At 41.5% G+C, this 23,845-nt stretch carries 26 protein-coding genes and 2 pseudogenes; 18 read left to right on the top strand and 10 right to left on the bottom strand.

Features of this window, described 5'->3' with window-relative positions; all coding sequences use genetic code 11:
* Window positions 1-90 precede the first annotated feature (90 nt).
* From V7L07_RS33500 to V7L07_RS16970, 3 genes and pseudogenes are all read left to right on the top strand, one after another.
* Window positions 91-1,037, top strand: a pseudogene (locus V7L07_RS33500) (J domain-containing protein); the annotation flags it as partial.
* Between the two features lie 54 nt (window positions 1,038-1,091).
* Window positions 1,092-3,308, top strand: coding sequence for an AAA family ATPase (locus tag V7L07_RS16965; RefSeq protein WP_335059704.1), 2,217 nt, complete (start codon window positions 1,092-1,094; stop codon window positions 3,306-3,308).
* A 342-nt stretch (window positions 3,309-3,650) separates the two neighbouring features.
* Complete coding sequence (locus tag V7L07_RS16970) at window positions 3,651-4,082, top strand: hypothetical protein (protein ID WP_335059706.1); 432 nt, start codon at window positions 3,651-3,653, stop codon at window positions 4,080-4,082.
* A gap of 199 nt (window positions 4,083-4,281) precedes the next feature.
* On the opposite strand, the gene V7L07_RS16975 is transcribed toward V7L07_RS16970, so the two are convergent.
* The gene (locus V7L07_RS16975) at window positions 4,282-4,461 is read right to left on the bottom strand and encodes a hypothetical protein (RefSeq protein WP_335059708.1); all 180 of its coding nucleotides are present in this window, start codon (window positions 4,459-4,461) and stop codon (window positions 4,282-4,284) included.
* Between the two features lie 119 nt (window positions 4,462-4,580).
* Here V7L07_RS16975 and V7L07_RS16980 point away from each other — a divergent pair, with 119 nt between their 5' ends.
* The 9 genes and pseudogenes from V7L07_RS16980 to V7L07_RS17020 all read left to right on the top strand — a co-directional run bounded on the left by V7L07_RS16980 (window position 4,581) and on the right by V7L07_RS17020 (window position 12,806).
* On the top strand, window positions 4,581-4,907 hold the full coding sequence (locus V7L07_RS16980; protein WP_179069656.1) for a hypothetical protein: 327 nt from the start codon (window positions 4,581-4,583) through the stop codon (window positions 4,905-4,907).
* Between the two features lie 480 nt (window positions 4,908-5,387).
* Window positions 5,388-6,011, top strand: coding sequence for a (2Fe-2S)-binding protein (locus V7L07_RS16985; protein WP_335059710.1), 624 nt, complete (start codon window positions 5,388-5,390; stop codon window positions 6,009-6,011).
* Window positions 5,998-6,981: an FAD binding domain-containing protein gene (locus V7L07_RS16990; RefSeq protein ID WP_335059712.1), complete on the top strand. Its 984-nt coding sequence runs from the start codon at window positions 5,998-6,000 to the stop codon at window positions 6,979-6,981. Before V7L07_RS16985 ends, V7L07_RS16990 begins: the two co-directional genes overlap by 14 nt.
* Window positions 6,978-9,191: a xanthine dehydrogenase family protein molybdopterin-binding subunit gene (locus tag V7L07_RS16995; RefSeq protein ID WP_335059713.1), complete on the top strand. Its 2,214-nt coding sequence runs from the start codon at window positions 6,978-6,980 to the stop codon at window positions 9,189-9,191. Before V7L07_RS16990 ends, V7L07_RS16995 begins: the two co-directional genes overlap by 4 nt.
* 12 nt (window positions 9,192-9,203) lie before the next feature.
* A complete protein-coding gene (locus V7L07_RS17000) occupies window positions 9,204-9,449 on the top strand; it encodes an MFS transporter (RefSeq protein ID WP_335059715.1) in 246 nt (81 codons plus the stop codon).
* Window positions 9,450-9,538: 89 nt separating this feature from the next.
* Window positions 9,539-10,696, top strand: a complete 1,158-nt coding sequence (locus V7L07_RS17005) for an XdhC family protein (RefSeq protein ID WP_335059717.1) — start codon at window positions 9,539-9,541, stop codon at window positions 10,694-10,696.
* Between the two features lie 5 nt (window positions 10,697-10,701).
* Entirely contained in the window at window positions 10,702-11,397 is a 696-nt protein-coding gene (locus V7L07_RS17010; RefSeq protein WP_179069662.1) for a nucleotidyltransferase family protein, read from the top strand.
* 330 nt (window positions 11,398-11,727) lie between these two features.
* Window positions 11,728-12,507, top strand: a pseudogene (locus V7L07_RS17015) (transketolase family protein); the annotation flags it as partial.
* A 74-nt stretch (window positions 12,508-12,581) separates the two neighbouring features.
* Window positions 12,582-12,806 (top strand): hypothetical protein, encoded by a 225-nt coding sequence (locus tag V7L07_RS17020; protein WP_335059719.1) that lies wholly within the window; start codon window positions 12,582-12,584, stop codon window positions 12,804-12,806.
* A 5-nt stretch (window positions 12,807-12,811) separates the two neighbouring features.
* Here V7L07_RS17020 and V7L07_RS17025 read toward each other — a convergent pair whose 3' ends face one another.
* Window positions 12,812-13,489, bottom strand: coding sequence for a PRC-barrel domain-containing protein (locus tag V7L07_RS17025; protein WP_335059721.1), 678 nt, complete (start codon window positions 13,487-13,489; stop codon window positions 12,812-12,814).
* Between the two features lie 347 nt (window positions 13,490-13,836).
* Here V7L07_RS17025 and V7L07_RS17030 point away from each other — a divergent pair, with 347 nt between their 5' ends.
* The gene (locus V7L07_RS17030; RefSeq protein ID WP_335059723.1) at window positions 13,837-14,037 is read left to right on the top strand and encodes a hypothetical protein; all 201 of its coding nucleotides are present in this window, start codon (window positions 13,837-13,839) and stop codon (window positions 14,035-14,037) included.
* A 202-nt stretch (window positions 14,038-14,239) separates the two neighbouring features.
* On the opposite strand, the gene V7L07_RS17035 is transcribed toward V7L07_RS17030, so the two are convergent.
* Window positions 14,240-14,632, bottom strand: a complete 393-nt coding sequence (locus tag V7L07_RS17035; protein ID WP_335059725.1) for a nuclear transport factor 2 family protein — start codon at window positions 14,630-14,632, stop codon at window positions 14,240-14,242.
* A gap of 87 nt (window positions 14,633-14,719) precedes the next feature.
* Between V7L07_RS17035 and V7L07_RS17040 the strand changes: the two genes are divergently transcribed.
* Together V7L07_RS17040 and V7L07_RS17045 are read left to right on the top strand one after the other, a co-directional pair.
* A complete protein-coding gene (locus V7L07_RS17040; protein ID WP_335059727.1) occupies window positions 14,720-15,226 on the top strand; it encodes a DUF1993 domain-containing protein in 507 nt (168 codons plus the stop codon).
* A gap of 181 nt (window positions 15,227-15,407) precedes the next feature.
* Window positions 15,408-15,674, top strand: a complete 267-nt coding sequence (locus V7L07_RS17045) for a hypothetical protein (protein WP_335059729.1) — start codon at window positions 15,408-15,410, stop codon at window positions 15,672-15,674.
* A gap of 32 nt (window positions 15,675-15,706) precedes the next feature.
* On the opposite strand, the gene V7L07_RS17050 is transcribed toward V7L07_RS17045, so the two are convergent.
* The 5 genes from V7L07_RS17050 to V7L07_RS17070 form a co-directional block, all read right to left on the bottom strand.
* Window positions 15,707-16,189 carry a cupin domain-containing protein gene (locus tag V7L07_RS17050; RefSeq protein ID WP_335059731.1) on the bottom strand — a complete coding sequence of 161 codons (483 nt, stop codon included), beginning with the start codon at window positions 16,187-16,189 and terminating at the stop codon, window positions 15,707-15,709.
* A 188-nt stretch (window positions 16,190-16,377) separates the two neighbouring features.
* Complete coding sequence (locus tag V7L07_RS17055) at window positions 16,378-16,806, bottom strand: AI-2E family transporter (protein WP_335059733.1); 429 nt, start codon at window positions 16,804-16,806, stop codon at window positions 16,378-16,380.
* Window positions 16,807-16,874: 68 nt separating this feature from the next.
* The gene (locus tag V7L07_RS17060) at window positions 16,875-17,711 is read right to left on the bottom strand and encodes an LssY C-terminal domain-containing protein (RefSeq protein WP_335059735.1); all 837 of its coding nucleotides are present in this window, start codon (window positions 17,709-17,711) and stop codon (window positions 16,875-16,877) included.
* A 36-nt stretch (window positions 17,712-17,747) separates the two neighbouring features.
* Entirely contained in the window at window positions 17,748-19,130 is a 1,383-nt protein-coding gene (zwf, locus tag V7L07_RS17065) for a glucose-6-phosphate dehydrogenase (RefSeq protein WP_335059737.1), read from the bottom strand.
* Window positions 19,131-19,141: 11 nt separating this feature from the next.
* Window positions 19,142-19,417, bottom strand: a complete 276-nt coding sequence (locus tag V7L07_RS17070; protein ID WP_335059739.1) for a hypothetical protein — start codon at window positions 19,415-19,417, stop codon at window positions 19,142-19,144.
* A 504-nt stretch (window positions 19,418-19,921) separates the two neighbouring features.
* Here V7L07_RS17070 and V7L07_RS17075 point away from each other — a divergent pair.
* A complete protein-coding gene (locus tag V7L07_RS17075; RefSeq protein WP_335059741.1) occupies window positions 19,922-20,968 on the top strand; it encodes a J domain-containing protein in 1,047 nt (348 codons plus the stop codon).
* A 101-nt stretch (window positions 20,969-21,069) separates the two neighbouring features.
* Here the strand turns inward: V7L07_RS17075 and V7L07_RS17080 are convergent, their stop codons facing one another.
* Window positions 21,070-21,396, bottom strand: a complete 327-nt coding sequence (locus V7L07_RS17080; protein WP_335059743.1) for a hypothetical protein — start codon at window positions 21,394-21,396, stop codon at window positions 21,070-21,072.
* Between the two features lie 167 nt (window positions 21,397-21,563).
* On the opposite strand from V7L07_RS17080, the gene V7L07_RS17085 reads away from it, so the two are divergent.
* Window positions 21,564-22,415, top strand: coding sequence for an Rpn family recombination-promoting nuclease/putative transposase (locus V7L07_RS17085; RefSeq protein WP_335059745.1), 852 nt, complete (start codon window positions 21,564-21,566; stop codon window positions 22,413-22,415).
* 25 nt (window positions 22,416-22,440) lie between these two features.
* Window positions 22,441-23,043 carry a hypothetical protein gene (locus V7L07_RS17090; RefSeq protein WP_335059747.1) on the top strand — a complete coding sequence of 201 codons (603 nt, stop codon included), beginning with the start codon at window positions 22,441-22,443 and terminating at the stop codon, window positions 23,041-23,043.
* A gap of 10 nt (window positions 23,044-23,053) precedes the next feature.
* On the opposite strand, the gene V7L07_RS17095 is transcribed toward V7L07_RS17090, so the two are convergent.
* On the bottom strand, window positions 23,054-23,695 hold the full coding sequence (locus V7L07_RS17095) for a DUF938 domain-containing protein (RefSeq protein ID WP_335059749.1): 642 nt from the start codon (window positions 23,693-23,695) through the stop codon (window positions 23,054-23,056).
* Window positions 23,696-23,845 lie beyond the last annotated feature (150 nt).

Consider the following 23,845-nt stretch of genomic DNA (forward strand, 5'->3'; position numbering starts at 1 on the left):
TGGGAAGTTCCTCAAACCAATGGAGCGGTTGATAGCGAATAGCCTCTCCATTTTTCCATAAACTCACAGATTTAGTTTTGACAGACCACTAGTCCCAGTTTTCAGAAAATGGCTGAGTTAGACCAGGATATTCATGCTCTATTTGATGAAATATTTACTACTAGAAAGTTTGGTAAACAAACTCTAAAAAACATAGAAGCAGTTTATCTTAACCTCCAGTTGACAGGAATCATTAGTCTCAAACCAAATGGCAAACAATTTTCAACCGAGCTAGACGAATCGTTTGACAACCCCGAACCCGAATCAGATTTTTCCAGGGAAACTACTGAAGGTCGCCATCAACATTGGCAAACACAAGAGTAAGCTGTTACACATATAACTTGCATCATTAGGGCGGGCAAGATGCCTACCCCACAAGAGTTATATAAATTTTAGATATGCAAACTAGATGTGGTTTAGCTTATCATGGTGAAGCTAGAACAGGGGATAAGAGAAAAATTCGTGAAACATTTCTGAGGTTAGCTGAAATCTTTCACCCCGACAAGGTAAAAGACAGCCAGACACAAACAGATCATACAGAAATCATGAAATCAATCAATCAAGCCTACCAAGAAGGCGATTTGGCAAGACTTCTAGAAATTGAGCGGCTTCACCAAGTTGGAGAAATTATTGATTTTAATAGCGAAGATGATTTAACTCGTAAATGTCAAACTATAGAACAACAAAATCAAATTCTTCTCACTCAATATGAAAACTTGAAACGGGAACTGCGTTTAGCAAAAAATACTCCAGAAGGAACAATGGTTTCTGATTCTCGCAAAGCTGCTAAAAAAGGCATTGACTCGATGGCTATTATGGTAGAAACGATAGAAAATCAAATTAACGTTGTTTCTCAGATTCGGAATTTTGTCAAGGACTTTAGAGAACAGAAGATCACTATCAAAGAATTTCTTGGTGGCCCACCAACTTTGCACTCCTTAGACGAGGAAATTATGTCAGATATTCTTGAGCAGATGTTGTCAGAATTAATGAGATAGTAGTTGATTTTTCTTAAAAATCACAGTTGGCAGTGAATGAAGACGTATTTAATAATGGATTTATTTGACCAGCATCTTGCAAAAATAACTGAAGAATCAGCACCCCTAGCGGCTCGGATGCGTCCACGGACACTTGATGAATTTATTGGTCAAGAGCATATTATCGGGCAAGGAAGGCTACTGCGGCGTGCTATTAGTTTGGATCAACTGTCTTCCTTAATCTTTTCTGGGCCACCAGGGACTGGCAAGACTACTTTAGCGCGGGTTATTGCCAACACCACCCGCGCTCAATTCATCGCTATCAATGCTGTACTCTCAGGAGTTAAAGAAATTCGAGCGGCAATTGAAATAGCCCAACAAAAGCGCAAGTTTCATAATCAACGAACTATTCTTTTTGTCGATGAAGTCCATCGTTTTAACAAGTCTCAGCAAGATGCTCTATTGCCTTGGGTAGAGAATGGTACAATCATTCTTATTGGTGCTACCACCGAAAATCCTTTTTTTGAAGTCAATAAGGCACTCGTAAGCCGTTCGCGGATTTTTCAACTTCAGCAATTAACTGACAAAGATTTATACAAAATTATTGAGCAAACACTCTTCGATTCGGAACGCGGTTATGGCAAGTTAACAGTGCAAATTGACACAGATGCTTTAGCTCATCTAGTTAATGTTGCCAATGGTGATGCTCGTTCATTATTGAATGCTTTGCAACTAGCTGTAGAGACTACACCCCCCGATACTACAAGTGTTATTCATATTCCCCTAGCAGTGGCAGAAGAATCAATTCAACAACGTGCTGTTTTATACGACAAAGAAGGGGATGCTCATTTTGATACCATCAGTGCTTTTATTAAGAGCTTACGAGGTTCTGACCCAGATGCAGCACTCTATTGGCTGGCCAAAATGGTTTATGCCGGTGAAGACCCGCGCTTCATCTTTCGTCGGATGTTAATTCTTGCCAGTGAAGATATCGGATTGGCTGACCCACAAGCAGTTGTCGTTACAAATGCTTGTGCTGAAGCCTTTGATCGCGTGGGAATGCCGGAAGGACGTTATCATTTGGCGCAGGCAGTACTTTATTTAGCAACTGCACCAAAATCCAATAGCATTATGGGCTTTTTCGATGCTTTAGCCGCAGTTGAAATTGAAAATGTTGCAGAAGTCCCCACTCATCTTAAAGATGCCAATCGGGATAAAAAAGGTTTTGGACATGGGGCGGGTTATCTCTATCCTCACGCTTACCGAGATCATTGGGTAGAACAGCAATATTTGCCCAAGACCTTGCAAGGTCAATTGTTTTATCAACCATCAACCCAAGGTTATGAACACCAAATCGCAACCCAAGTAGCACGTCGTCGGGAAGCCCAACTTGCCGCAATAGTAGAAGGTATTGGTGTTGCACCAATAGAAGTCATGACTTATGGAACTGTTGACAGAGCAGATGAGCGCTGGTTGCAACGCACACTTTCTCAGGTAAGCACACAATTAGCATCTGTGCGCGAGCGCATTTTCACTTTCGCCCAATTACAACGTCATCACTTAGTATTGGATCTAAATGCCGCCACTGGTTTACTTACTTGGGAAGCAATCCGGCAAGTTCCTGAAGGCGGGGTTTATGCCTGTGTTCGCAATCGCTCTGATGCCGATGCTTTAGTAGAACTTGCTGCCGCACTTCCTGAAACAATGCAACCAATAATTTTTACTGCATCTGTTGCACAGATACCTGCTATGCTGGCATCTCTTGCACCAAATGTACAGTTTGACTCTATTATCGGGCGCAATGTACTAGCTTCGGAATCGGATAAGGGACTTGCTGCTCAATTTTTAGGTCAATTGCTCCCGCGCTCAGTCAAGCTTATTTTAAGTGAAACAGTACCTTGTCATACCCAAAGATTTTACCGCTTACTGCCCAGCCAAAATCTCGATACTCAATTGTATGAGCAATTAGTTTTAGCGGAAGAAGCTATTTATACAGATGCCTCTGACCCCATGTTTAACTGGGATGCTGATGATTTGCGTCACGCTTTTGCCTCAAATGGACACTGCGTACAAGTAGTTCTTGAGCAGTATTTGACACCTATGCACATCTCTGATAATTTTATCAAGCGTTTATTTACTGCTAATCCTAATCGACCAAGTTATGCAGATCGTCTAGCTGCAAATTTGACCAGTGAGGAAATAAATATTATTAAAAATTTATTTGTTCGTTACTTACTCAACCAATCCGTTAATTGGTCAAGCACTGTGGCATTTTTAAATATTAGTGCATGAACATAATAGGCTATCAAATCACAGTCATTTATAATTATGATTTTCACTCCTGCAATTACTCGGAAGTACGTCTTGATCAAAACGGAGAACTGAAGCTGAGGTAGTATTTTTCCTTGCCTTCGCTTTATTTGTAGATGAGTATGAACTGTTCAAAAGGATTTTAGAGAATTATGCCAATTAAAAAAACACATTAATCTGAATGTTGGAAGTTTTCTTAATACCGCAGATAAAAAGATAGTTGTCAATTTAGCTAGTGAAGATATTTTAACTTTAATCACGCAGGAGTTAAAAACTCGTTACTCCCCAGAAACTCAAAAACAATTACTTAAGGAGAGTTCCCAGTTGTTGCCTGATTTCGTGCTACAAGAATTATTAAATCGCCAAGAACAGGTAGTTAACGTTAACCCCGATACCTTAATAGTGCTTAACTGTCAAATAGCAGAGACAGAAGCCGATGATTTGGGATTTGATTTAAATGTTGAAGTATATTTTGTCATTGCAGATACAACAGGTCAAAATCATTTTCGGGCTAATAAGATAGTCCTTTGGTCAAATATATGGGTTGATGAAGAAAAACTTTTTGATTTAGAAGATGAACTAGGCGACCAATTCTGGACTAATTATCAAATCCAGTTGCTCTTTGATGAAAAAAATCAGCAAACAATTGAATTATCAGTATCACAAACAGATGACTATGAAGCAAGATTACAATTTTACCCATCTTTTCAAAGGTTTTTACCATCCATAGTTCCCTTTACGGATAATGACTTTTAAAATCCCCGATTAAACCAAAATTTGCCCAGCATTTATGGCGGTATCGTCTCGATGGTGGTGAAGAACAGCTTTTCTATTTCTGCTTGAACATTCCCTGCTTTAACAATTTGATGGAGAATTGAGTTTATTCCTCCTCCTCGTCTCTCATAATTAAATTCGCCTTAGTTCAATTTCACCAGAAGTCTACTGCTTACGCATCTCAAGAATTATTTCTAATCAACTGCAACAATATAGACTCAAGGCTTTGTAGTGCAGCGTTAGTAGTGCGCTGATGTTCCTTGAATGCTTGTAAATGTTCTTCTGCTTGCTGCTGGTGTTCCTCAAAGTTACGTTGATGTTGTTCATGGCTATCACGTAACTCAAGTAACACATCATCCAAAATTGCACTACGACCCAGAACACGGTCAACGTTTAATATTGTCAGCGATGTTTTAAATTTACCACAATTGGAGAAATCAACTTATTGAAAGAGGAGAGCCTTTTTACTTAAAAATTTGGTTGTTTCATCCACGATTTTCTCATTCACAAGTAGTTGTCGGAATACGTGAACGAATTGATTGGTATGAAAATGTTTTTCCGATCCCAGAAAATCAATACAAACTATTTCCCTATGAAGAGTATGGTTCAAATCACTACAATCTACATGATGTAACATGGGAATTACGTATAGATGATTTTGTGCATTATGAAAAAATTGATGAATTAACACCTCTGGAGGTAGAAGTTCTTCAAAAAACAGCTTACCACATTACTCAAGCATCTAACGGTGATACTTTGTACGCAGTCTGGCTTGGCTCAGTCTGGCTTGGTTCATATCAAGGGTAAAGTTCACCCATAGGTTAATTAGTACAGCGAGTGAGTGTTTATCACTGGTGATTAGACTTAGTGTTTTGAAGCTATAGCAAATAGTGCGATCACTCAATACTTATGGCATAAATCTTCTGATAGAGACACCATAACAAGATGAAATTGTATTCTATTAACAATGTCATTTTGAGGAAAATGCCTGTAAAAAAAGTGGTTTTCTATAAAAAATTGAAATGGGGATTGGGCATTGGGGAATAGAGATTGGTGACTGGGAAGATTTGGATGCGGATTCAGACCCGAACCAAAACAATCAAGAAATTTATTGCTCAGTACGCAGGGACTAATCCCTAGTCCGAGATCGTCTAGTATTCCCCAATTTCTCTACGAGACGCATTTAAACAGGGCAGCAAGTTGGGCAATCGTGGGCGCGACCTGTTGAATTCCAGAGAATTACTCAATATTAATTATGACTCAACAAAAACAGAATGGAGTAAACAGATGAGGTTTGTCCTAAGACGCCGCAAGTTAGGTCAATTGATGATTATCAGCACAGTAGCAGCGACGATCAGTAATTTTGTAGATAAAGCTGTAGCACAAACTCAAGTAAAAAAAACTACTCCAATGCTGGCAACTTCGACACCTGAAACTGTGAAGGTGACGCTACAAGTGAATAGAACACCACATAGTTTGCAAATTGAACCGCGTGTTACCTTACTTGATGCACTTCGGGAATATCTAGGATTAATTGGTACTAAAAAAGGTTGCGATCATGGTCAGTGTGGTGCCTGCACGGTGCTGGTTGATGGGCAACGCATTAATTCGTGCCTGACATTTGCGATTATGCACACCGACGCAAAAATCACAACTATTGAAGGGTTGGAACAAGGAAACAATCTGCACCCAATGCAAGCTGCGTTTCTATCCCGCGATGCGTTTCAGTGTGGCTACTGCACGCCAGGACAGATTTGTTCGGCAGTGGGTCTGGTGAACGAGGGACACGTTAAGTCGGATACCGATATTCGCGAACTGATGAGCGGCAATATCTGCCGTTGCGGTGCTTATCCAAATATCGTGGCTGCTGTCCGCGATGTCTTAGAGGGAAAAAAAGATGCAGCCGTTTAGCTATAAAAAAGCAGGACAAGCAGAAAATGCTGTGGCTTTGGTAGCTCCAGATGCCCAAGCTTCGTATATCGCTGGTGGTACTAGCCTCATCGATTTGATGAAGCTGAATGTTCAGACCCCAAGAGAGTTGGTTGACATTAACCCACTCCCACTGAGCAAGATAGAAGTACAGGGTAACGGTGTGCGAATTGGAGCAACCACAAGCAATAGCGATGTTGCTTATAATCCGATCATTCAAGAGCGTTATCCTGTGTTATCAGAGGCCTTGCTGTCTGGGGCATCACCCCAACTGCGAAATATGGCGACGGTGGGCGGAAATTTGCTGCAACGTACCCGGTGTTACTACTTCCGCGATACTTCGATGCCCTGTAACAAGCGCGTTCCCGGTTCAGGTTGTGCGGCAATTGAGGGTTACAACCGCATTCACGCGATTCTTGGCGGTAGCGATCGCTGTATTGCCACCCATGCTTCTGATATGGCGGTGGCAATGGTGGCACTTGATGCCGTTGTGCAAACACGCGGGCCGAAAGGAGAGCGCAGCATTCCCCTTGTAGATTTTCATCTCGTACCGGGTAATACACCAGAAAGAGAGACGGTTTTAGAACACGGAGAGTTAATTGTTGCCGTTGACTTACCTGCTTCAACCTTTGGGAAGCGATCGCACTATTTAAAAGTCCGCGATCGCGCCTCCTATGCCTTTGCAATGGCATCAGTTGCAGCTGCATTAGATATTCAAAATGGGATCATTCGCTCGGCACGCATTGCCCTTGGTGGCGTAGGAACAAAGCCCTGGCGTGCCTTTGAAGCGGAAAAAGTGCTTCTGAACAAGCCCACAAACCAAGCAACATTTCAAGCAGCAGCATTGGCGGCGATCGCCGGAGCTAAACCTCAAAAATACAACGGCTTTAAAGTCGAACTGACTAAACGCACAATTGTGAAAGCGCTCTTCACGGTAGGAGGGATGGTATGAATACAGGGGACACAAATACAGTTGTCGGCAAACCGCTCAATCGGGTTGATGGATACCTGAAGGTGACTGGAGCAGCACGTTACGCGGCTGAGTTTCCGGTAGCAAAAATGACTTATGGCGTGACAATTCAAAGTGCGATCGCCAAAGGTAAAATAGCCAAAATCGATACAAAGGCGGCGGAGCGAGTACCAGGTGTATTAGCAGTTATTACCCACCTCAATGCACCGAAGGCATCTGGAGAAAAGGGCGGTGGTCGCAAACTACAAGTCCTACAAGATAACGTTGTCTTGTATAGCGGTCAACACATAGGTGTTGTAGTTGCTGATACATTTGAACGAGCTATGTATGCTGCCTCACTCGTACAAGTTCGTTATGACGAAGAGAAACCAACCATCAATATGCGGGAAAACCTCGCTAAGGCATACTTGCCTAAAGGAAAAATCCCCAAAGAGGAGCCGCCCGATTCAACTCATGGCAATGTCAACCAGGGACTAGCGGCGGCGGCTGTCCGCGTCGAGCAAACCTATACGACACCAATCGAAAATCACAATCCGATGGAGCCTCATGCCACAACAGCAGTTTGGCAAGGCAATCAACTACTGCTGTATGACGCAACTCAGGGAATCTTTCAGGTTCAACAAAAAGTTGCGGGGGCATTGGGAATCGATCCAAAGAATGTCCGTATTATGTCTTACTTTGTGGGCGGTGGCTTCGGTTGTAAAGGATCGGCTTGGTCGCACGTGCCACTAGCGGCGATCGCAGCACGGCAAGTTAATCGCCCAGTAAAATTAGTTCTGGGACGGATACAGATGTATGGGCCTGTCGGCTTTCGACCGGAGACAATTCAACAAGTTTCTCTCGGTGCAACCCACGAAGGAAAATTGACTGCACTCCGACACGCCGGGACTTCACAGACTTCAACTTTCGATGAATTTATCGAGCCTGTTGGTAAAAGCGCCCGCATGATTTACACTTGCCCACATATCGAAACCAGTCACCGTCTGGTTCAGCTCGATCAAGGAACACCAACCTTTATGCGGGCCCCAGGCGAAGCTTCTGGGTCATTTGCCCTAGAATCGGCAATGGATGAACTAGCTTATGCGCTCAATATCGATCCCATCGAGCTGCGTTTGCGTAACTATGCTGAAGTTGATCCTACTAAAAAACTCCCTTGGTCGAGCAAATCATTGAGAGAGTGTTACAAATTAGGGGCAGACAAGTTTGGCTGGCAAAAGCGCAATCCCAAGCCCCGGTCAATGCGAGACGGTAATTATTTGATTGGTTGGGGTATGGCGACAGCAACTTATCCTACCAACCGTTCTCCGGCATCCGCGATCGCTCAGATTATGGCAGACGGTACAGCCGTTGTACTGAGCGGTTCGCAAGATATTGGCACAGGGACTTATACTGTAATGACTCAAGTTGCAGCTGAGGCACTCGGTCTACCAATTAGCAAAGTCCGCTTTGAATTAGGCGATACGAAGATGCCAGAAACCCCCGTTTCTGGTGGTTCGCAAACTGCCGCCAGTGTCAGTTCGGCGGTGCATTTAGCGGGGAATCAAGCCCGGAGTCAGCTTTTGCAACTAGCACTCGCCGATCAAAAATCACCGCTTTATAGTTCCAATGCTGAGGATGTGATTGCCCAAGATGGCAGCTTTTTCTTAAAAAATAAATCCTCTGCAACCGAAACATATCAGGCAATCTTGGCACGGCATGGAATGAAAATGATCGAAGCGCGTGCAGATGCCAAGCCTGGAGAAGAACAAAAAAAGTTCTCAATGCACGCATTTGGAGCGCAGTTTGCCGAAGTCCGCGTTGAACCTGATTTGGGTGAAGTGCGAGTATCGCGTTGGGTGGGAACTTTTGGGGTTGGACGCATCCTTAATGCTAAAACAGCCAACAGTCAACTGATTGGTGGGATTATTTATGGTATTGGTATGGCGTTAATGGAACATACGATAATAGACCCGAATCTAGGACGCGTTGTCAACCATGATTTAGCTGAATATCACGTACCAGTAAATGCAGACGTTCCCGATATTCAGGTGTTGTTTGTCGATGAACACGATCCACATATCAACCCGCTTGGTGTCAAGGGAGTTGGTGAAATTGGCATTACTGGCACTGCGGCAGCAATCGCTAATGCTGTATATCATGCCACAGGTAAGCGCGTCCGTGATTTGCCAATTACATTAGACAAGCTGCTGTAGTCATAGTCATTTGTGAAGTACTGTGTTCTGCCAGTGGTGCGGTTAGGAGATGGTGCGATTCGCTGGGGCATCTTTCATGATACATCTGAGCCGAATCGCTACTTAGAGAGATTTATCGTCGAGTCTTGGGTGGATCATTTACGTCAGTGTGAACGCTTTACAGTGGCAGATCGAGAGATTCGCGAAAAGGTTTTTGCCTTTCATCAAGGCGATGAACCTCCAGTTATTTCTCACATGATTTATGCTTACCAATCTTAAGAAGCGCGAACTGAGAAAAAACCATTGTTTTCATTGGGACTACTTGCTCAAACTGACAAACTGCTAGCAACAGAAAAATAAGCAATCAAATGAATGAATTACAAGCAATCTTAGAAGGCTTCGAGTCAAGTCAAAAAAATGGTGAAATCACTTTCCTGGCGACTGTAGTTAAAACTCAAGGTTCAACCTATCGCCGACCGGGTGCTAAAATGTTGATGACAAATACAGGTCGGATGATCGGAACAATCAGCGCTGGTTGCTTAGAAAACGACGTATTTGAGCATACTCAACAACGAATGTCAGACGGCGAACCAATTGTTGTTACTTACGATAACACCGCCTCGGAAGATATTCTGTGGGGCTTTGGTTTGGGGTGCAATGGGGTAGTGCAAGTTCTGATCGAACGTCTTGAGAGAGAAAGCACACCGAATGCGATCGCTTTTATACAGGAGTGTTTTCATCAAAAACATTTAGGTATTATTGCTACAGTCTTTGCCTTTGAAGGCGCAGTAAAGGTCAAACTTGGGTCGCGCTTACTGCTCTATCCTGATGGTAAATTTATCACTGACATCAAAGATGCCAATTTAATTCAATCTCTGATTGCAGATAGTCAAGCAGCCTTTGCTAATCAAAAGTCAAGGGTAAGCAACTATCAGTTACCTTTAGGCAATGTAGAAGTTTTCACCGAAGTTATTCAACCACCCACACATGCAGTAATATTTGGTGCAGGTTATGACGCTGTACCAGTAGCCCAGTTTGCTCAAGCATTAGGTTGGCAGGTTACTGTAGTCGATTGTCGAGCGAATGAGGCAACTAGAACGCGATTTCCTCTGCCTTGTGATGTCATTCTTAGTCGGCGAGAAATTGTCCAAAAACAGGTATTTATAAATGCCCACACAAATGCTGTGGTCATGACGCATAATTACCTTGACGACAGGGAAATTTTGAAAATGTTGCTACCATCTCCTGCACGTTACATAGGGATTTTAGGGCCAAAGGTGCGTACTGAGAGATTGCTTGAAGATTTGCGTTCGCAAGGAATAGTTTATAATACTGAACAATTAAGAAGATTGCATAGCCCGATTGGGATTGATATCGGAGCAGATACTCCTGAAGGAATAGCGATCGCCATTATTGCGGAAATTCAAGCAGTGCTAACAAACCGCAGTGGTAATTTTTTAAGAAATCGCAATCAACCAATTCACCAATGTAATGAAAGCAACTCAAACTTGCTACTTACCACATAGTTTTTATGACTGAGGAAATAAACAACGACAAATCAACTATAGCCATTATGATTCTTGCTGCTGGTGCATCGACTCGGATGGGTACACCGAAGCAACTATTGCTTTACCAAGGACTTAGCTTTTTGCAATACATTACAGAAATGGCAATCGCTTCAGTTTGTCAACCTGTGGTAGTAGTACTTGGAGCCAATGCAGAACAGATTCATCCCCAAATTAAACAACTTCCCGTTAAAGTAGTTAAAAACTCGGATTGGGCTTGTGGAATGAGTGCTTCAATCAAGAGCGGTATGGAATTGTTAAATAATCTTCCACAAAAATTAGAAGCAGTAGTTATTACACTTTGCGACCAGCCATTTGTTTCTCAACAAATTATTAATCAACTTGTTGATACATATTATTCCACAAAAAAACAGATCATTGCTTGTGAATATGCGGATACATTAGGTGTACCTGCTCTATTTAGTCAGAGATTTTTTTCAGAACTTGCCGCTTTGAAAAATGCTTCAGGAGCCAAAATAGTTATTAATAATAACCTGAATGAAGTGTTTTCCATTCCGTTTCCTCTAGGGGATATCGATATTGACACACCAAAAGATTATGAACAATTGCTGTCAATTACCAGAGCTACTGATTCTGCTCGTAGCGTAGCCACCGATTATTGTGCTTTTACCCAAAACTTGGACAAAAAGGACACGATATAGTTCACGTCCTGTGATTTAAAGGTACATATTGCCGAAAATTAAAGGATAAGCTTGCCGAACCCAGAACCTAACTAGCTTCTGTCTTTGTCATGGCGCGATAGCCGAAGGCTTAAGCTTCGCTTATCGCAAAGCCCAAAACTCTTATTCTGTCATGGACTCACGGCAAGTTTAAGTAGGTCGGTGTGAATATTTATCATCAGGATAAAGCAGGAGGCAGAAGGGAGGAGGGTTTGAGCCTACTTTACTTTTATTAACATAGTTTGGTTTTTCCCAGTCGTTCTACTTATTATTTAATGGAACTCGACAACTAATTCAGAAAGATCCGAAAGAATCGAGTTACAAGTGCGGCACTATAAGCCCTTTGCTTCCAGTTTTGCGGCATTCTTAAGTCGCGCTTACGATTTTGTGCGGATGGCTGCCATTTCTCGCGCCAATATTAAACTTGTTGGTTCTCATGCGGGGATTTCAATTGGTCAGGATGGGCCTTCACAAATGGCACTGGAAGACTTAGCTTGTTTGCAAGCCGTGTGCGGTAGCACTGTGCTTTACCCTAGTGATGCCAATCAAACCGCTAAACTTGTCGCACTAATGGTTGATTGTGATGGCATTGTCTATCTCCGCACTACCCGTGAAAGCACACCTATTCTCTATGAAGCTGAAGAAGATTTTTCAGTTGGTGGCAGCAAGGTTATATGTAGTTCCGATCACGATCAAGTAGCAGTGATTGCAGCAGGTATTACGGTACATGAAGCACTTAAGGCCTATCAACGCCTCAAGGACGAAGGGATTACGGTACGCGTTATCGATGCTTACTCAGTCAAACCAATTGATGCTATAACCCTGCATCAGGCTGCCAGTGATACCCAGGGCAAACTTGTTGTTGTAGAAGACCATTGGGCCGAGGGTGGACTGGGTGCCTCTGTCCTCGATGCTTTTGCCTCTGGTGGATTGCCACTAAATCTAATCAAACTGGCTGTGCGGGATCTGCCCGGTTCTGGTACTCCAGAAGAACTACTTCATGTAGCAAAAATTGACGCTTCTTCTATTGTCGAGGCTGTGCGTTCGCTCCTTAGACAACCTGCTTGGCTATCAACCAAAGGCGTTGCATAAATGCGGCATGAATCAGTTCATCACTGATATTTTTCTATACTTTAGATTCTCAAGCTTTCGATGACGAAGAAGCTTTGTCATCGAAAGCTTGGACTACAAAGCTTTTCTATTTAGAAGATGAACTAGGTGAGCAATTCTGGACAGATTATCAAATCCAGTCACTCTTTGATGATAAAAATCAGCAAACAATTGAATTAGAAGTATCACTTAAAGATAATTATGCAGCAACGTTAGAATTTTACCCATCGCTAAAAAGGTTTTCACCATCCATATTTACAAGAACGGATAATGACTTTTAAAATTTTCAAATCATATCAGAATTAACAGACTCCTTATGCTGTTTTCTGTTTGCCACTAGCCGTTTTTCATACAGTTTCAGCCGTTGATGATTTTGATCGTTCATATAATATAATCCAGGATCTTGCTGATATGTGTAGGAACCACAGTGGTCAACAGCAGCGCTGTGATCAGTATCAGGTGAGAGTGCCCTATCCGAAGCAAGCAAGGCATTTTCATATCCTTCATACCCAACCCCATAAGAGGTAGGAACATAGGGGGGGACAGGAGGGTCAGTTCCATATCCGGCATATCCAACCCCAGAAGAGGTAGGAGTATCAGTAGCGGCTGGAGGTTCAGTTCCATATCCGGCGTATCCAACCCCAGAAGAGGTAGGAGTATCAGTAGCGGCTGGAGGTTCAGTTCCATATCCGGCGTATCCAACCTCAGAAGAGTCAAAGACACTAAATGAAGATGAAGGACGGTAGACTTGTCTAACTCGATGTTCATAATCAAAATCAACAGTCACACCATCCGTAAACTCAGGTAGTGCTTCTACCTGGGCTTTAGTCCGGTTGACTGCATAGACCCGGTGGGTATCATAGTCTACCTGGGAACATCCAATTGGCAGCAGAACTTTTTTGCCAAAAATCCAAATGCCTGTGTTTATAACCAGATAAGCTGTTACACATATAACTTGCATCATTAGGGCGGGCAAGATGCCTACCCCACAAGAGTTATATAAATTTTAGATATGCAAACTAGATGTGGTTTAGCTTAACGTTGATCAGAAAAAGTTCTAAGGCTAAATTCTTGTTCTAAAGATAATTCAATGGGTTGGTTCATTGCTTTTATTGCCTACTCTTTTATTTGAGTTTGCTTATGTAAGCAAACATTGCTTTATATAAATAAATGTTACGATAACTTTACACAAATCGAAGGGGTGTAAACCGTACCGACGTAGGCTAGAAATGCCGTATTTGCTGCTGGAAACCTTAATATCACTCCATTGTGGCAACCCAAGTAAAAACCTAAGTTCTAAAGTTTCTTACTTTGAGCTTTTTAAAAGCATTTTTAGCCTCTGCTTGCGGCTGGCGATCGCAAACCGTAGGCAAAACAGCGCCATCGCTGTTGGAGAAGATGGACAATACTTTGGGCAAGAGTGGTGAGTGTCGCGGCGTGATGCTGGAGTTTGAGGATTGCTTACCCCAAAAAGTTTGCTCAACTGCTTGTCGATGCCCCGCAGTGGACTGAATAGATGGCGTGAGAAAGTTGGGTACAGAAAGCGATCGCTAAAAGGTCAGTTCCTCCCAAGTAAAAAGAACTAACTCTTATCCAGCATCCAGGGATTATTAACTATGGGGGCTATCTTTGAGCCTCACCAAAATTCTAGTCGCACACCAACGTCAGATAGGATATCCAGAACTCGTATCGGTACACAGTGTAAACATTCTATTCAGGCATTTTCTACCACGGTTCCTTGGTGATACACAATCTTCCAACCCTGCGGTGTCTGTCGCCAGATCGTTGAGCGTCGGGTAATGCGAGTACCCTGATTCAGGGTATAGGTTACAAGATAGTTTTCGGCGGCAATCTCAAGGCAATGAAAGTCGCAAGTCTGCCATGTGTCTTCCTCTGGGCTGGCATAACGCTTCTCCATCTCATCCAACACATACTGCCGACTATAACGCCGACCCGACGCACCCACTTCCCAAAATGTACTTTCCGTCATCTGCTCAAAGTCGGCACGTGTCGTCCTCAAGTCTGGACGATGAAAAATCGGTTCCCGTTGTATAAGTTCGTTCAAAACATTTAGTATCTTTGGATCTGTGACTAAATTTGGTTCCATATTCTTTGACACAACATCATAGTCAATACCCCCTAATATTAGATGGGGCGGCTCAAAGTCCTTTGAACTTTTTCTGGAGAAATCTCAATGACCATTTCAATGTACCAAGCTTTAATACCCGTGTCTATTCGCACACTGAATAACCTTACAAACATTATTGAAAAAGGTTCTGCCTATGCTGAAACTAAAAAAATAGATCCGAATGTCTTGATTAATAGTCGTCTATCCCCAGATATGTTTCCATTATCAAAACAAGTGCAAATTGCATCTGACATAGTAAATAGAGGTGCCGCACGGTTAGCAGGAATAGAACCACCTAAATTCGAGGACAATGAAACTACATTTGGTCAACTTATTGATCGCATTCAAAAAACTATCTCTCATTTAAATACTTTTAAACCTGAGCAAATTGACGGTTCAGAAGAGAGAGAAATTACCCTACAGATGCGTGACAATACTCTCTCTTTTCAAGGAATGCCATTTCTCCTATATTTTGTTTTACCAAATCTTTATTTCCATGTCACAACAGCGTATGACATTCTTAGGCACTGCGGTGTAGAACTTGGTAAAGGAGACTTTCTTGGTCAGCCTTAATCAGAGCAATATCTAAATATCTAACGCAATGAGCAAAAGTTTGTTGCGCCATCTGCTGTTGTGGAAGTTCCACCCGATGATGAGCGTGATTCGATTTTCGGGTAGTGGTTAAATCGGGATGAAGTATTTCAAAGTGAGTCTGTGTCAGTCACGAACAATATAGAATTACAAACACCAGGTATTGACACAGAATCTCTTGACAATTCCCCAAACATTTACCCAGGAATATCCTGAAGTCCTTGAATGGAAGGGGTTACGCCTGAAGCTGTGCCTTGGACTCGACAGTGTTGGACAGTTCTACCAACAGATGGTTTCCCAGCTTGGTGAGGCTGTTGGGATTATTGATGGTGAGCCTTATTGGAACGGATACCTGGGGCAGTGGCAGGTTTGGGTTAACTTTGCTTGGGGGTGTACGTCTGTGGTATGTGATTGGTTAGTAGTAGTGTAAACTCTGACAAAAGTCGAAATTTATCATCACATTCATCTGTTTTCAGGAGTGGTTAAAATAGCTTTTGGTTGATTAGCATTAAATAGAGAAGCGGACAATAAAATAATCGGTTTGTTTGTTTGGTTTTCTGCATAATGAAGCATTCCGGCAGATTCAACTAAAGAATCTCCCACTGTAAGCTGTATAGTTTTCCCTTTTTTAATAATCAATTCTGTACCGTTAGCTTTCGTTACTTTAGCTTCTCCTTCCACAACAGTATAAGTTAAAGTTCCCACCTCTACTCGTTCAATCTGCATCCCCGGATGAGTATGAGTAGGGAGTTTGGTTCTTGGTGCGATGGTATAGCGTACAAGCTCAAGAATCTGCAAATGATCTTTAGTCGGATAACCACTCGCTAAAACTTCACGGGTAACAGATTTAGTATAAGCATTGTGTGAAGAGGTTTCTTGGCTGTTAACAACTACACTGCCAAAAGCTAGCATAGCTAAGGGGAGAATTAAAGACAGTTTTCTCATCTTAAAAGTTTTTTGTTTAGACTAGTTAAATAAATATTACATCCAGGGCGACTACATCAGATCAATAAGACTATTTCATTCTCAATAAAACCTACATTATTATCATTATTTATTGCGAAAATATTAAGCGCTCATTTTTAGTCTTGGAAAGTAAATCAAACAGCAAATGCTGATTTTTTCTTCGATTTTCAACTTTGGTTGTGATCTTGAGTAATATCGTTCGATTGAACATCTATTCCAGTTTCAACTCCGACTGACTCTATCAGCTTTTCTGACGGCGTAAACTCATCAATAAGCGTAATTATCACTGCTGCCGCAGGCACTGCAAGCAGCACACCAATAAATCCAAATAGCTTACCCATTACCAAAAATGTTACAATCACCATCACTGGATGGATATTTACTTGCTGACCCATCACCAAAGGCTGAACAACATGGGCATCTATTTGATTCATTACAAAGAAAAGTATCAACACAAATACTAACTTTAGCGGTGAAATACTCAATGCTACTAATGCTGGTAAAAAAGCACCAATCACCGAACCAAAGTAAGGAATTATTTCAAATAAACCTGCAATAATCCCAAATGGTAGTGCTGACGGAATCCCCAAAATCAAAATTTCTTGAAAAATAAGTTTAGCATTTTGTGCATTTGCATAAAATTATCCTGTTTTCTTGAGTTGAGCTATTTAAAATAGTGTCGCAGCCATGACCACAGTTGATTTTTAAACTTAACAGGCTCTGGTGATGGTGAATAAGTTGATGGTTTTGTTTGAGCAATATTATTCATTGAAAGTACACAAATAGTTAGTTCGCCATCTGTATAATATCTGTCACCTCCTCCGTTACGACCAACCCATGTGGCCCCTATACCTGTGACTTGATATAATTGGGCAATCTGGTGTGTCAAATCAATACTTTTAATTACGTTATCTCTTTCTTCATCAATGTCTGCGTCAATATGGTGAGTAATCTGTCCTGTGCGGTGGCTAAGTTCCACGCTTTGGTCAAATGTTGCTGAACCTAGCCATAGGGGTCTACTATCAGCATTCAGGTTATTTGATTGCCACAAGCGAACGTGATGTCTAGTTTTGGCATTGTTTCCTATAGGTAGTTCAAAAGCTAAATCCTGTTTACGTCCCCACAGATATAAATTACTTACAGGTGCAGTTGGGTAAGAATCCTTGAGGAGAACACTTTTAGCAATTCCAACACTTGAGCGTAAGGTGATCGGGTCTGCCGGATACCAGCCTGCTGCCAGTAGCGCCTGCACCACTTCTGCTGTTGTACCGACAAATCCAATATTCAAAGGATCTCCAGAGATCCCTTCTGCCGTTTGCGTTGTTTTCGGAGAATGTTCCAGCTTGGGGTTATGTTCGTAATGACGCCACAGTGCTGGTAAAACGACATAACTCACCAGTCCATATAAGCCGAGTAAACCAACTGACGTTCCAAAAATATACCAAAACCAATGTCGATGTTTTGGGTGTCCATCACTATTTGAGTTAGAGGCTTGTTGCATTTGAATTCGCTGACCAAGCTATATTGACTTTTTTAATTAATCATCTCTAGCTAATGGGTTGTACCACTGATCCCTTGGCAAGAGCAGTTGATCTGACTCAGGTGGGCCCCATATATTTGGCTCATACTCATAAATGGGTGTGACGTTATCGAGAATTGGCTGGACAATCCGCCATTCCTCTTCTACGGCATCTTCTCGTACAAACAAGGTGGGATCGCCCCGCATAGCATCACCCAATAGACGTTCATAGGGTTCCATCTCGTCGCCACCTCCGTAAAAGGCTAGGAGTTCAACGGTAGAGCCGATCATATCTTCTCCGGGGATTTTAGTGCGAGCGCCCAATCCCACAATTACCTCTGGATCTAGTAAAAAACGAACATAATTACCGTTTTCTTGTCTTCCCTCCTGGAACACATTTAAAGGTGGACACTTGAACTTGACCATCACCTCAGTAGTTTTGACAGGCAATTTCTTCCCAGCCCGAATGTAGATGGGAACTCCTGACCACCGCCACGTATTAATAAATAACCGCACGGCAACAAAAGTTTCTACTTGGGAGTCAGGCGAAACACCTTCTTCGTTGCGGTAATCAGAAAATTGACCGCGAATAATATCATCGGGTTGCACTTCCCCTATAGCTTTGAGAATACGCTCTTTTTCATCCCGGATGGAATCAGCAGCCGTACTGGCGGGAGCATCCATACACACTGAAGCCAATATTTGCAGCATGTGGTTTTCCACCACATCCCGAATTGCGCCAGTTTCCTCATAGAAGCGCCCCCTTCCTTGAATGCCAAAGTCCTCTGCCATCACAATCTGGATGCTTTCAACATAGTTGCGATTCCAGATGGGTTCGAGAAAAGAGTTGGCAAACCGAAAATAGAGTAAATTCAGCAGTGGTTCTTTGCCCAGGTAATGGTCGATGCGATAGATGGATGATTCGGGAAAAACTGATGCCAGAATTTGATTTAACTCGCGTGCTGATTTCAAATCCCGTCCAAATGGTTTTTCAATTACCACCCGCGCATTTTTAGCACAGCCTGATTCGCCCAATCCTGACACTACTTGTGCAAACAAGCTCGGTGGAATTGCCAAATAGTAGAGGGGATGAGTAGCATCACCAAGGGCAAGACGTAATTTTTCGTAAGTTTCTGGTTTGTTGTAGTCACCAGCAACGTACTGGAGTAGACCAGAAAGTTTCTCAAATGCGTCTTGATCTATACCACCATTATGTTCTAAGCTATCACGTGCCCTTTCCCTAAGTTGATCCGTTGTCCAAGATCGTCCGGCAACCCCAATCACTGGGGCATTGAGATTCCCCCGTCGTACCATTGCCTGAAGGCTGGGGAAGATTTTCTTGTAGGCCAAGTCACCTGTTGCCCCAAAAAATACCAGTGCGTCTGAATCAGGAGTTCCCATGACTAACCTCTTTAAGAATTAGCTTTTTCATCATACCCGCCAAACTGATAGCGCATGGCTGACAAAAGTTTCTCGGCAAAGTTTGCTTCTCCACGCCAGCTAAAACGAGCAAAGAGCGCGTAACTTTTCACCGGAGTCGCTACAGATTCAATTGCTGCGTTCGCATTCTGGCGCCCTTTGCCAGAATCTGATACACGACCACCAAACTCTTCTAAATTGCGGCTTGTCAATAAGGCGATCGCTGTCAACCAAGTTGCATAGATTTTTCGCCTTCTGGTTTTGACCAATAATCTTTACCATAATTTATTGTGTCAATAAGCTTTAACTCCTATTTTTAAATGATTCTGGAAGTCCCTTAAGGGTTTGCAGTGGTGATTGCTTCTAACTATTGGAGTAATAATCTCTTGGGTATGGACACACATGTAGGTCTATTATTTGCCGAAAAATGTACATACAAATACCAAGCTTTGTATATTCTTTACATTCTTCTCCTTTCTAAGCAATATTTTTTATAAATCAGTAGTTGAACACAAAAAAAGTGATAAAGAATACATAATTTCCTTTTTGAATGTTGCGATCGCCTCGCCATTCTCACGCTTCTAGAGTAATCATCAAATGAGAAAATTACCACTGGGTAAATCGGTAAATCGTACTTTAGGCACGGGGAATTCTGCCGAATTTGTTAAAAACTTCATTTAAGTTCGTGGTGTATAATCCAAGATGTGTCTTTTTTCGCATCTCTAGGTAATGCGATAGTTATATTTTAAACTTTCAACTTACATACGTATTTCATGCCTCGAAAAACTAGAGTCCCATCGCAATCAATTAAAGTAACTCCGCTGGCTCTGTCTCAATTACATATCCGCTTAGAATTTTTAGAAAAAGAACATCAATCACTACTCAAACAGATTAAGAGAAAGCGCACAGAACTGAAGAACTTTGTTGAACAGATGCGTTCTTTTGGCACAGAATTTCTCAATAAAGCTACTCCCGGTTTCCGAAAAATGGCTGAGTTAGACCAGGAAATCCATGCTCTGTTTGAGGAGATTCTTACTACTAGAAAGTTCGGTAAACAAACCCTCAAAAATATACAAGCAGTTTACCGTAACCTACAGATAACTGGAGCCATCAGTCTAAAACCCAACAGCCAACAGTTAGATACATTAGACGAATCGTTTGACAATGAAGATTCCCAATCAGATTTTTCAAAGGAAACTAGTGAACAACAGCATCAATATTGGCAAGGACAACAGTCTGTAGACTCTGCCTCTTTTGTCAGAACAGATGACCAAAGAAAAATTCGTCAAACATTTCTGAAATTAGCTGAAATCTTTCACCCTGATAAAGCCAGAGACACTGAAACACAGAAGTCTCACACAGAAATCATGAAAGAAATTAATAAAGCCTACCAAGAGGGGGATTTAGCAAGACTTCTTGAAATTGAACAAAGTCAACAACCCTTAGAAATTATTGACAATAATAACGAGGATGATTTAACCCGTAGATGCCGAACTCTAGAACAGCACAATCAAATCCTCCTGGCTCAATATGAAAAACTGAAACAGGAACTGCGTTTGACAAAAAATACTCCAGAAGGAACAATGGTTTGCGATTCTCGAAAAGCTGCTAAAAAAGGCATTGATCCTATGGCTGCTATTGTAGAAACAATGGAATCTCAAATTAACGTCGTTTCTGAGATTCGGAATTTTGTTAAAGGCTTTAAAGAAAAGAAAATCACTATTCAAGAATTTCTTGATGGCCCAGTTTCTTTGCGCTCCACGGAGGAGTCAATTATGGAAGATATTCTTGAGCAAATGTTGTCAGAGTTAATGAGATAGTAATTTAATTATTATTGAATAATATTTGAAAATACTCACGTAACAGGATTATTCAAAAACTCCTGCTCTTTCAATAATAAACCATTCATGATATAAAACTGCTAAAAAAATTCCTCTCCCTTCAAGCGATCGCATACCGCCATAAATCCAGAGAAAAAAGGATCATCTTCATAGGTAGTATCAGACAGAAAAACAGTTACAGAGTTGTTATCCATACTCCAGATACACCGGATTATGGTGATATTAGGATGATGTGATTTATCTACAGGTAATAATATCGGGCATCCTTGAACTGACAAAAATTCTAGCTGTTCATATCTGAGAACTGATTCCCAATCCTCTGGCCCTTCATGTTTCTCAATAATCCTATCCCATCTAACTGCCTTAATTTTTTCTAGGCTTTCTGCTGATAAGTCTGATAATTTCATCGCTTGTATCTCATGAAGTCTGTTTTAATCGCTAATATACATAAATCAGATTATCATCTCTTTATTCTAGTGGATTGCAGAGATATTTAGTATATGCAATACTGAGCTTTAGTAAAAATCTTAACCTGAAAATAGAATGATTGTTATGAAAGTTAAAGATAAATATTATGATTGACCACGACCGCCTTTTCAAAGAATTATTATCTACGTTTTTTATTGATTTCCTTGATTTGTTTCTGCCTCAAGTAGCCAGCCAAATAGATCGTAATTCCATCCAGCTTTTACCGCAGGAAGTATTTAATGATGTCACTTCTGGCGAAAAGAAGGAAATTGATTTACTGGCGCAGGTGCGTTATAAACAACAAGATACTTGTTTTCTAATTCACGTTGAAAATCAATCTTATACTGAGACAGCATTTGCAAAGCGGATGTTTAAATATTTTGCGCGCCTACATGAAAAATACGATTTACCTATTTACCCAGTTGTGATTTTTTCTTTTGATGAACCCAAACGCGCCGAACCTCAAAATTATAGTGTCATCTTTGGGGATTTAAAAGTGCTGGAGTTTCAGTTTGTAGCAATCCAGTTGAATCGTTTAAGTTGGCGCGATTTTCTCACGCAGCCAAATCCGGTGGCGGCAGCATTAATGTCAAAGATGAATATTTCTAAGCAAGAACGTCCACAGGTGAAGGCGGAATGTTTGCGGCTGCTGGCGACCTTAAAATTAGACCCAGCAAGGATGCAACTAATTTCTGGGTTCGTTGATACGTATTTGAGGCTCGACGATACTGAGAAACAGGTCTTTCAAGCAGCAATCAGTACAATGGGATTAGATGAGCAGGAGGAAATTATGGAGATTGTAACTAGTTGGCAACAAGAAGGCGCTCAAAAAGCAAAAGAAGAGATTGCACTGAACTTACTGCGCGAAGGTCTAGCTATTGAAGTAATTACACGGGTAACAGGTTTAACAGTGGAGCAAGTGCAGCAGTTACAGGCAACACTGTCAAGAGAAAATTAATCATTAAAATAATTTTACAGAACCTATGCCAATTAAAAAACACATTAATCTTAATCTGGGAAGTTTTCTTAATCCCGTAGATAAAAAGATAGTTGTCAATTTAGCTACTGAAGATATTTTAACTTTAATCACGCAAGAATTAAAAACTCGTTACTCACCAGAAACTCAAAAACAATTACTTGAGGAGAGTTCCCAGTTGTTGCCTGATTTCGTGCTACAAGAATTATTAAAGCGCCAAGAGCAGGTAGTAAACGTTAACCCCGATACCTTAATAGTGGTTAACTGTCAAATAGCAGAGACAGAAGCCGATGATTTGGGATTTGATTTAAATGTCGAAGCATATTTTGTAATTGGAGATGCAACAGGTCAAAACCATTTTCGGGCTAATAAGATAGTCCTTTGGTCAAATATATGGGGTGATGAAGAAAAACTTTTTGATTTAGAAGATAAACTAGGTGAGCAATTTTGGACTAATTATCAAATTCAGTTGCTTTTTGATGAAAAAGAGCAGCAAACAATAGAACTGTCAGTGTCACAAACAGATGATTATGCCGCGAGGTTAGGATTTTACCCATCGCTGAAAAGGTTTTCACCATCTATAGTTCCCTTTACGGATAATGATTTTTAAAATTTATTCACTATACAGAACGTTGAAACACTACTGAAAGATTATTTGCTGGCATCAGGTAAATCTGTTTCAAAGTGAGATTTTCTGCGCTAGCTACTGCTACAACATCATCCAAGTTACGCACACCCCACTGTTGGTTTTCGGCGCGTAAATATTCGTCAAAAGCTGCATTAGTTGCTGCTGTATGTTCCCCACCTTGTTTGAAGGGGCCATACAAATACAGGATACCTCCTGGTTTTAGGATACGACCTGCTCCTGCCATTAACCCCACACAGGCAGACCAAGGTGAAATGTGAATCATATTGATGTTGACGATGGCGATAATTGGCTCTCTAAGGAACCAATCAAATGCACCATTTTCCACTGCCCAAACTGGTTCTCTGACATCAAGATATTGCGGTGCATAAACGTTATCACATTCATTGTGTTCAGTCCATGCAATAATACTCGCTCGTAATTGTGGATTGACATCTGTTGGTAGCCACACACAATCCCTGAGCCTGGACGCAAAAAAGACTGCGTGTTCACCAGTACCACTTGCTATTTCTAAAATAGTGCCTCTCTCGGGCAACACTTGTAAAAGTACTTCTAGAATTGGTTCACGGTTACGCTCGGTTGCTGGTGCATATTGTCGTGCGTCTTGTGCTGTCATCTGTATCCTTCTACTTTACGCTACCAAAAAATTACATCTCCACGGACAGAATCAGTAGCTAAGTCAGCCTTAGATAACTTAGTCAATAATATATAATTTCTTTTTTCATTATGTGTAGAGATCACGTGCTAAAGTATTGTTTATTTTAAG

The sequence above is a fragment of the Nostoc sp. genome (assembly GCF_036916985.1).
GTDB lineage: Bacteria > Cyanobacteriota > Cyanobacteriia > Cyanobacteriales > Nostocaceae > Nostoc.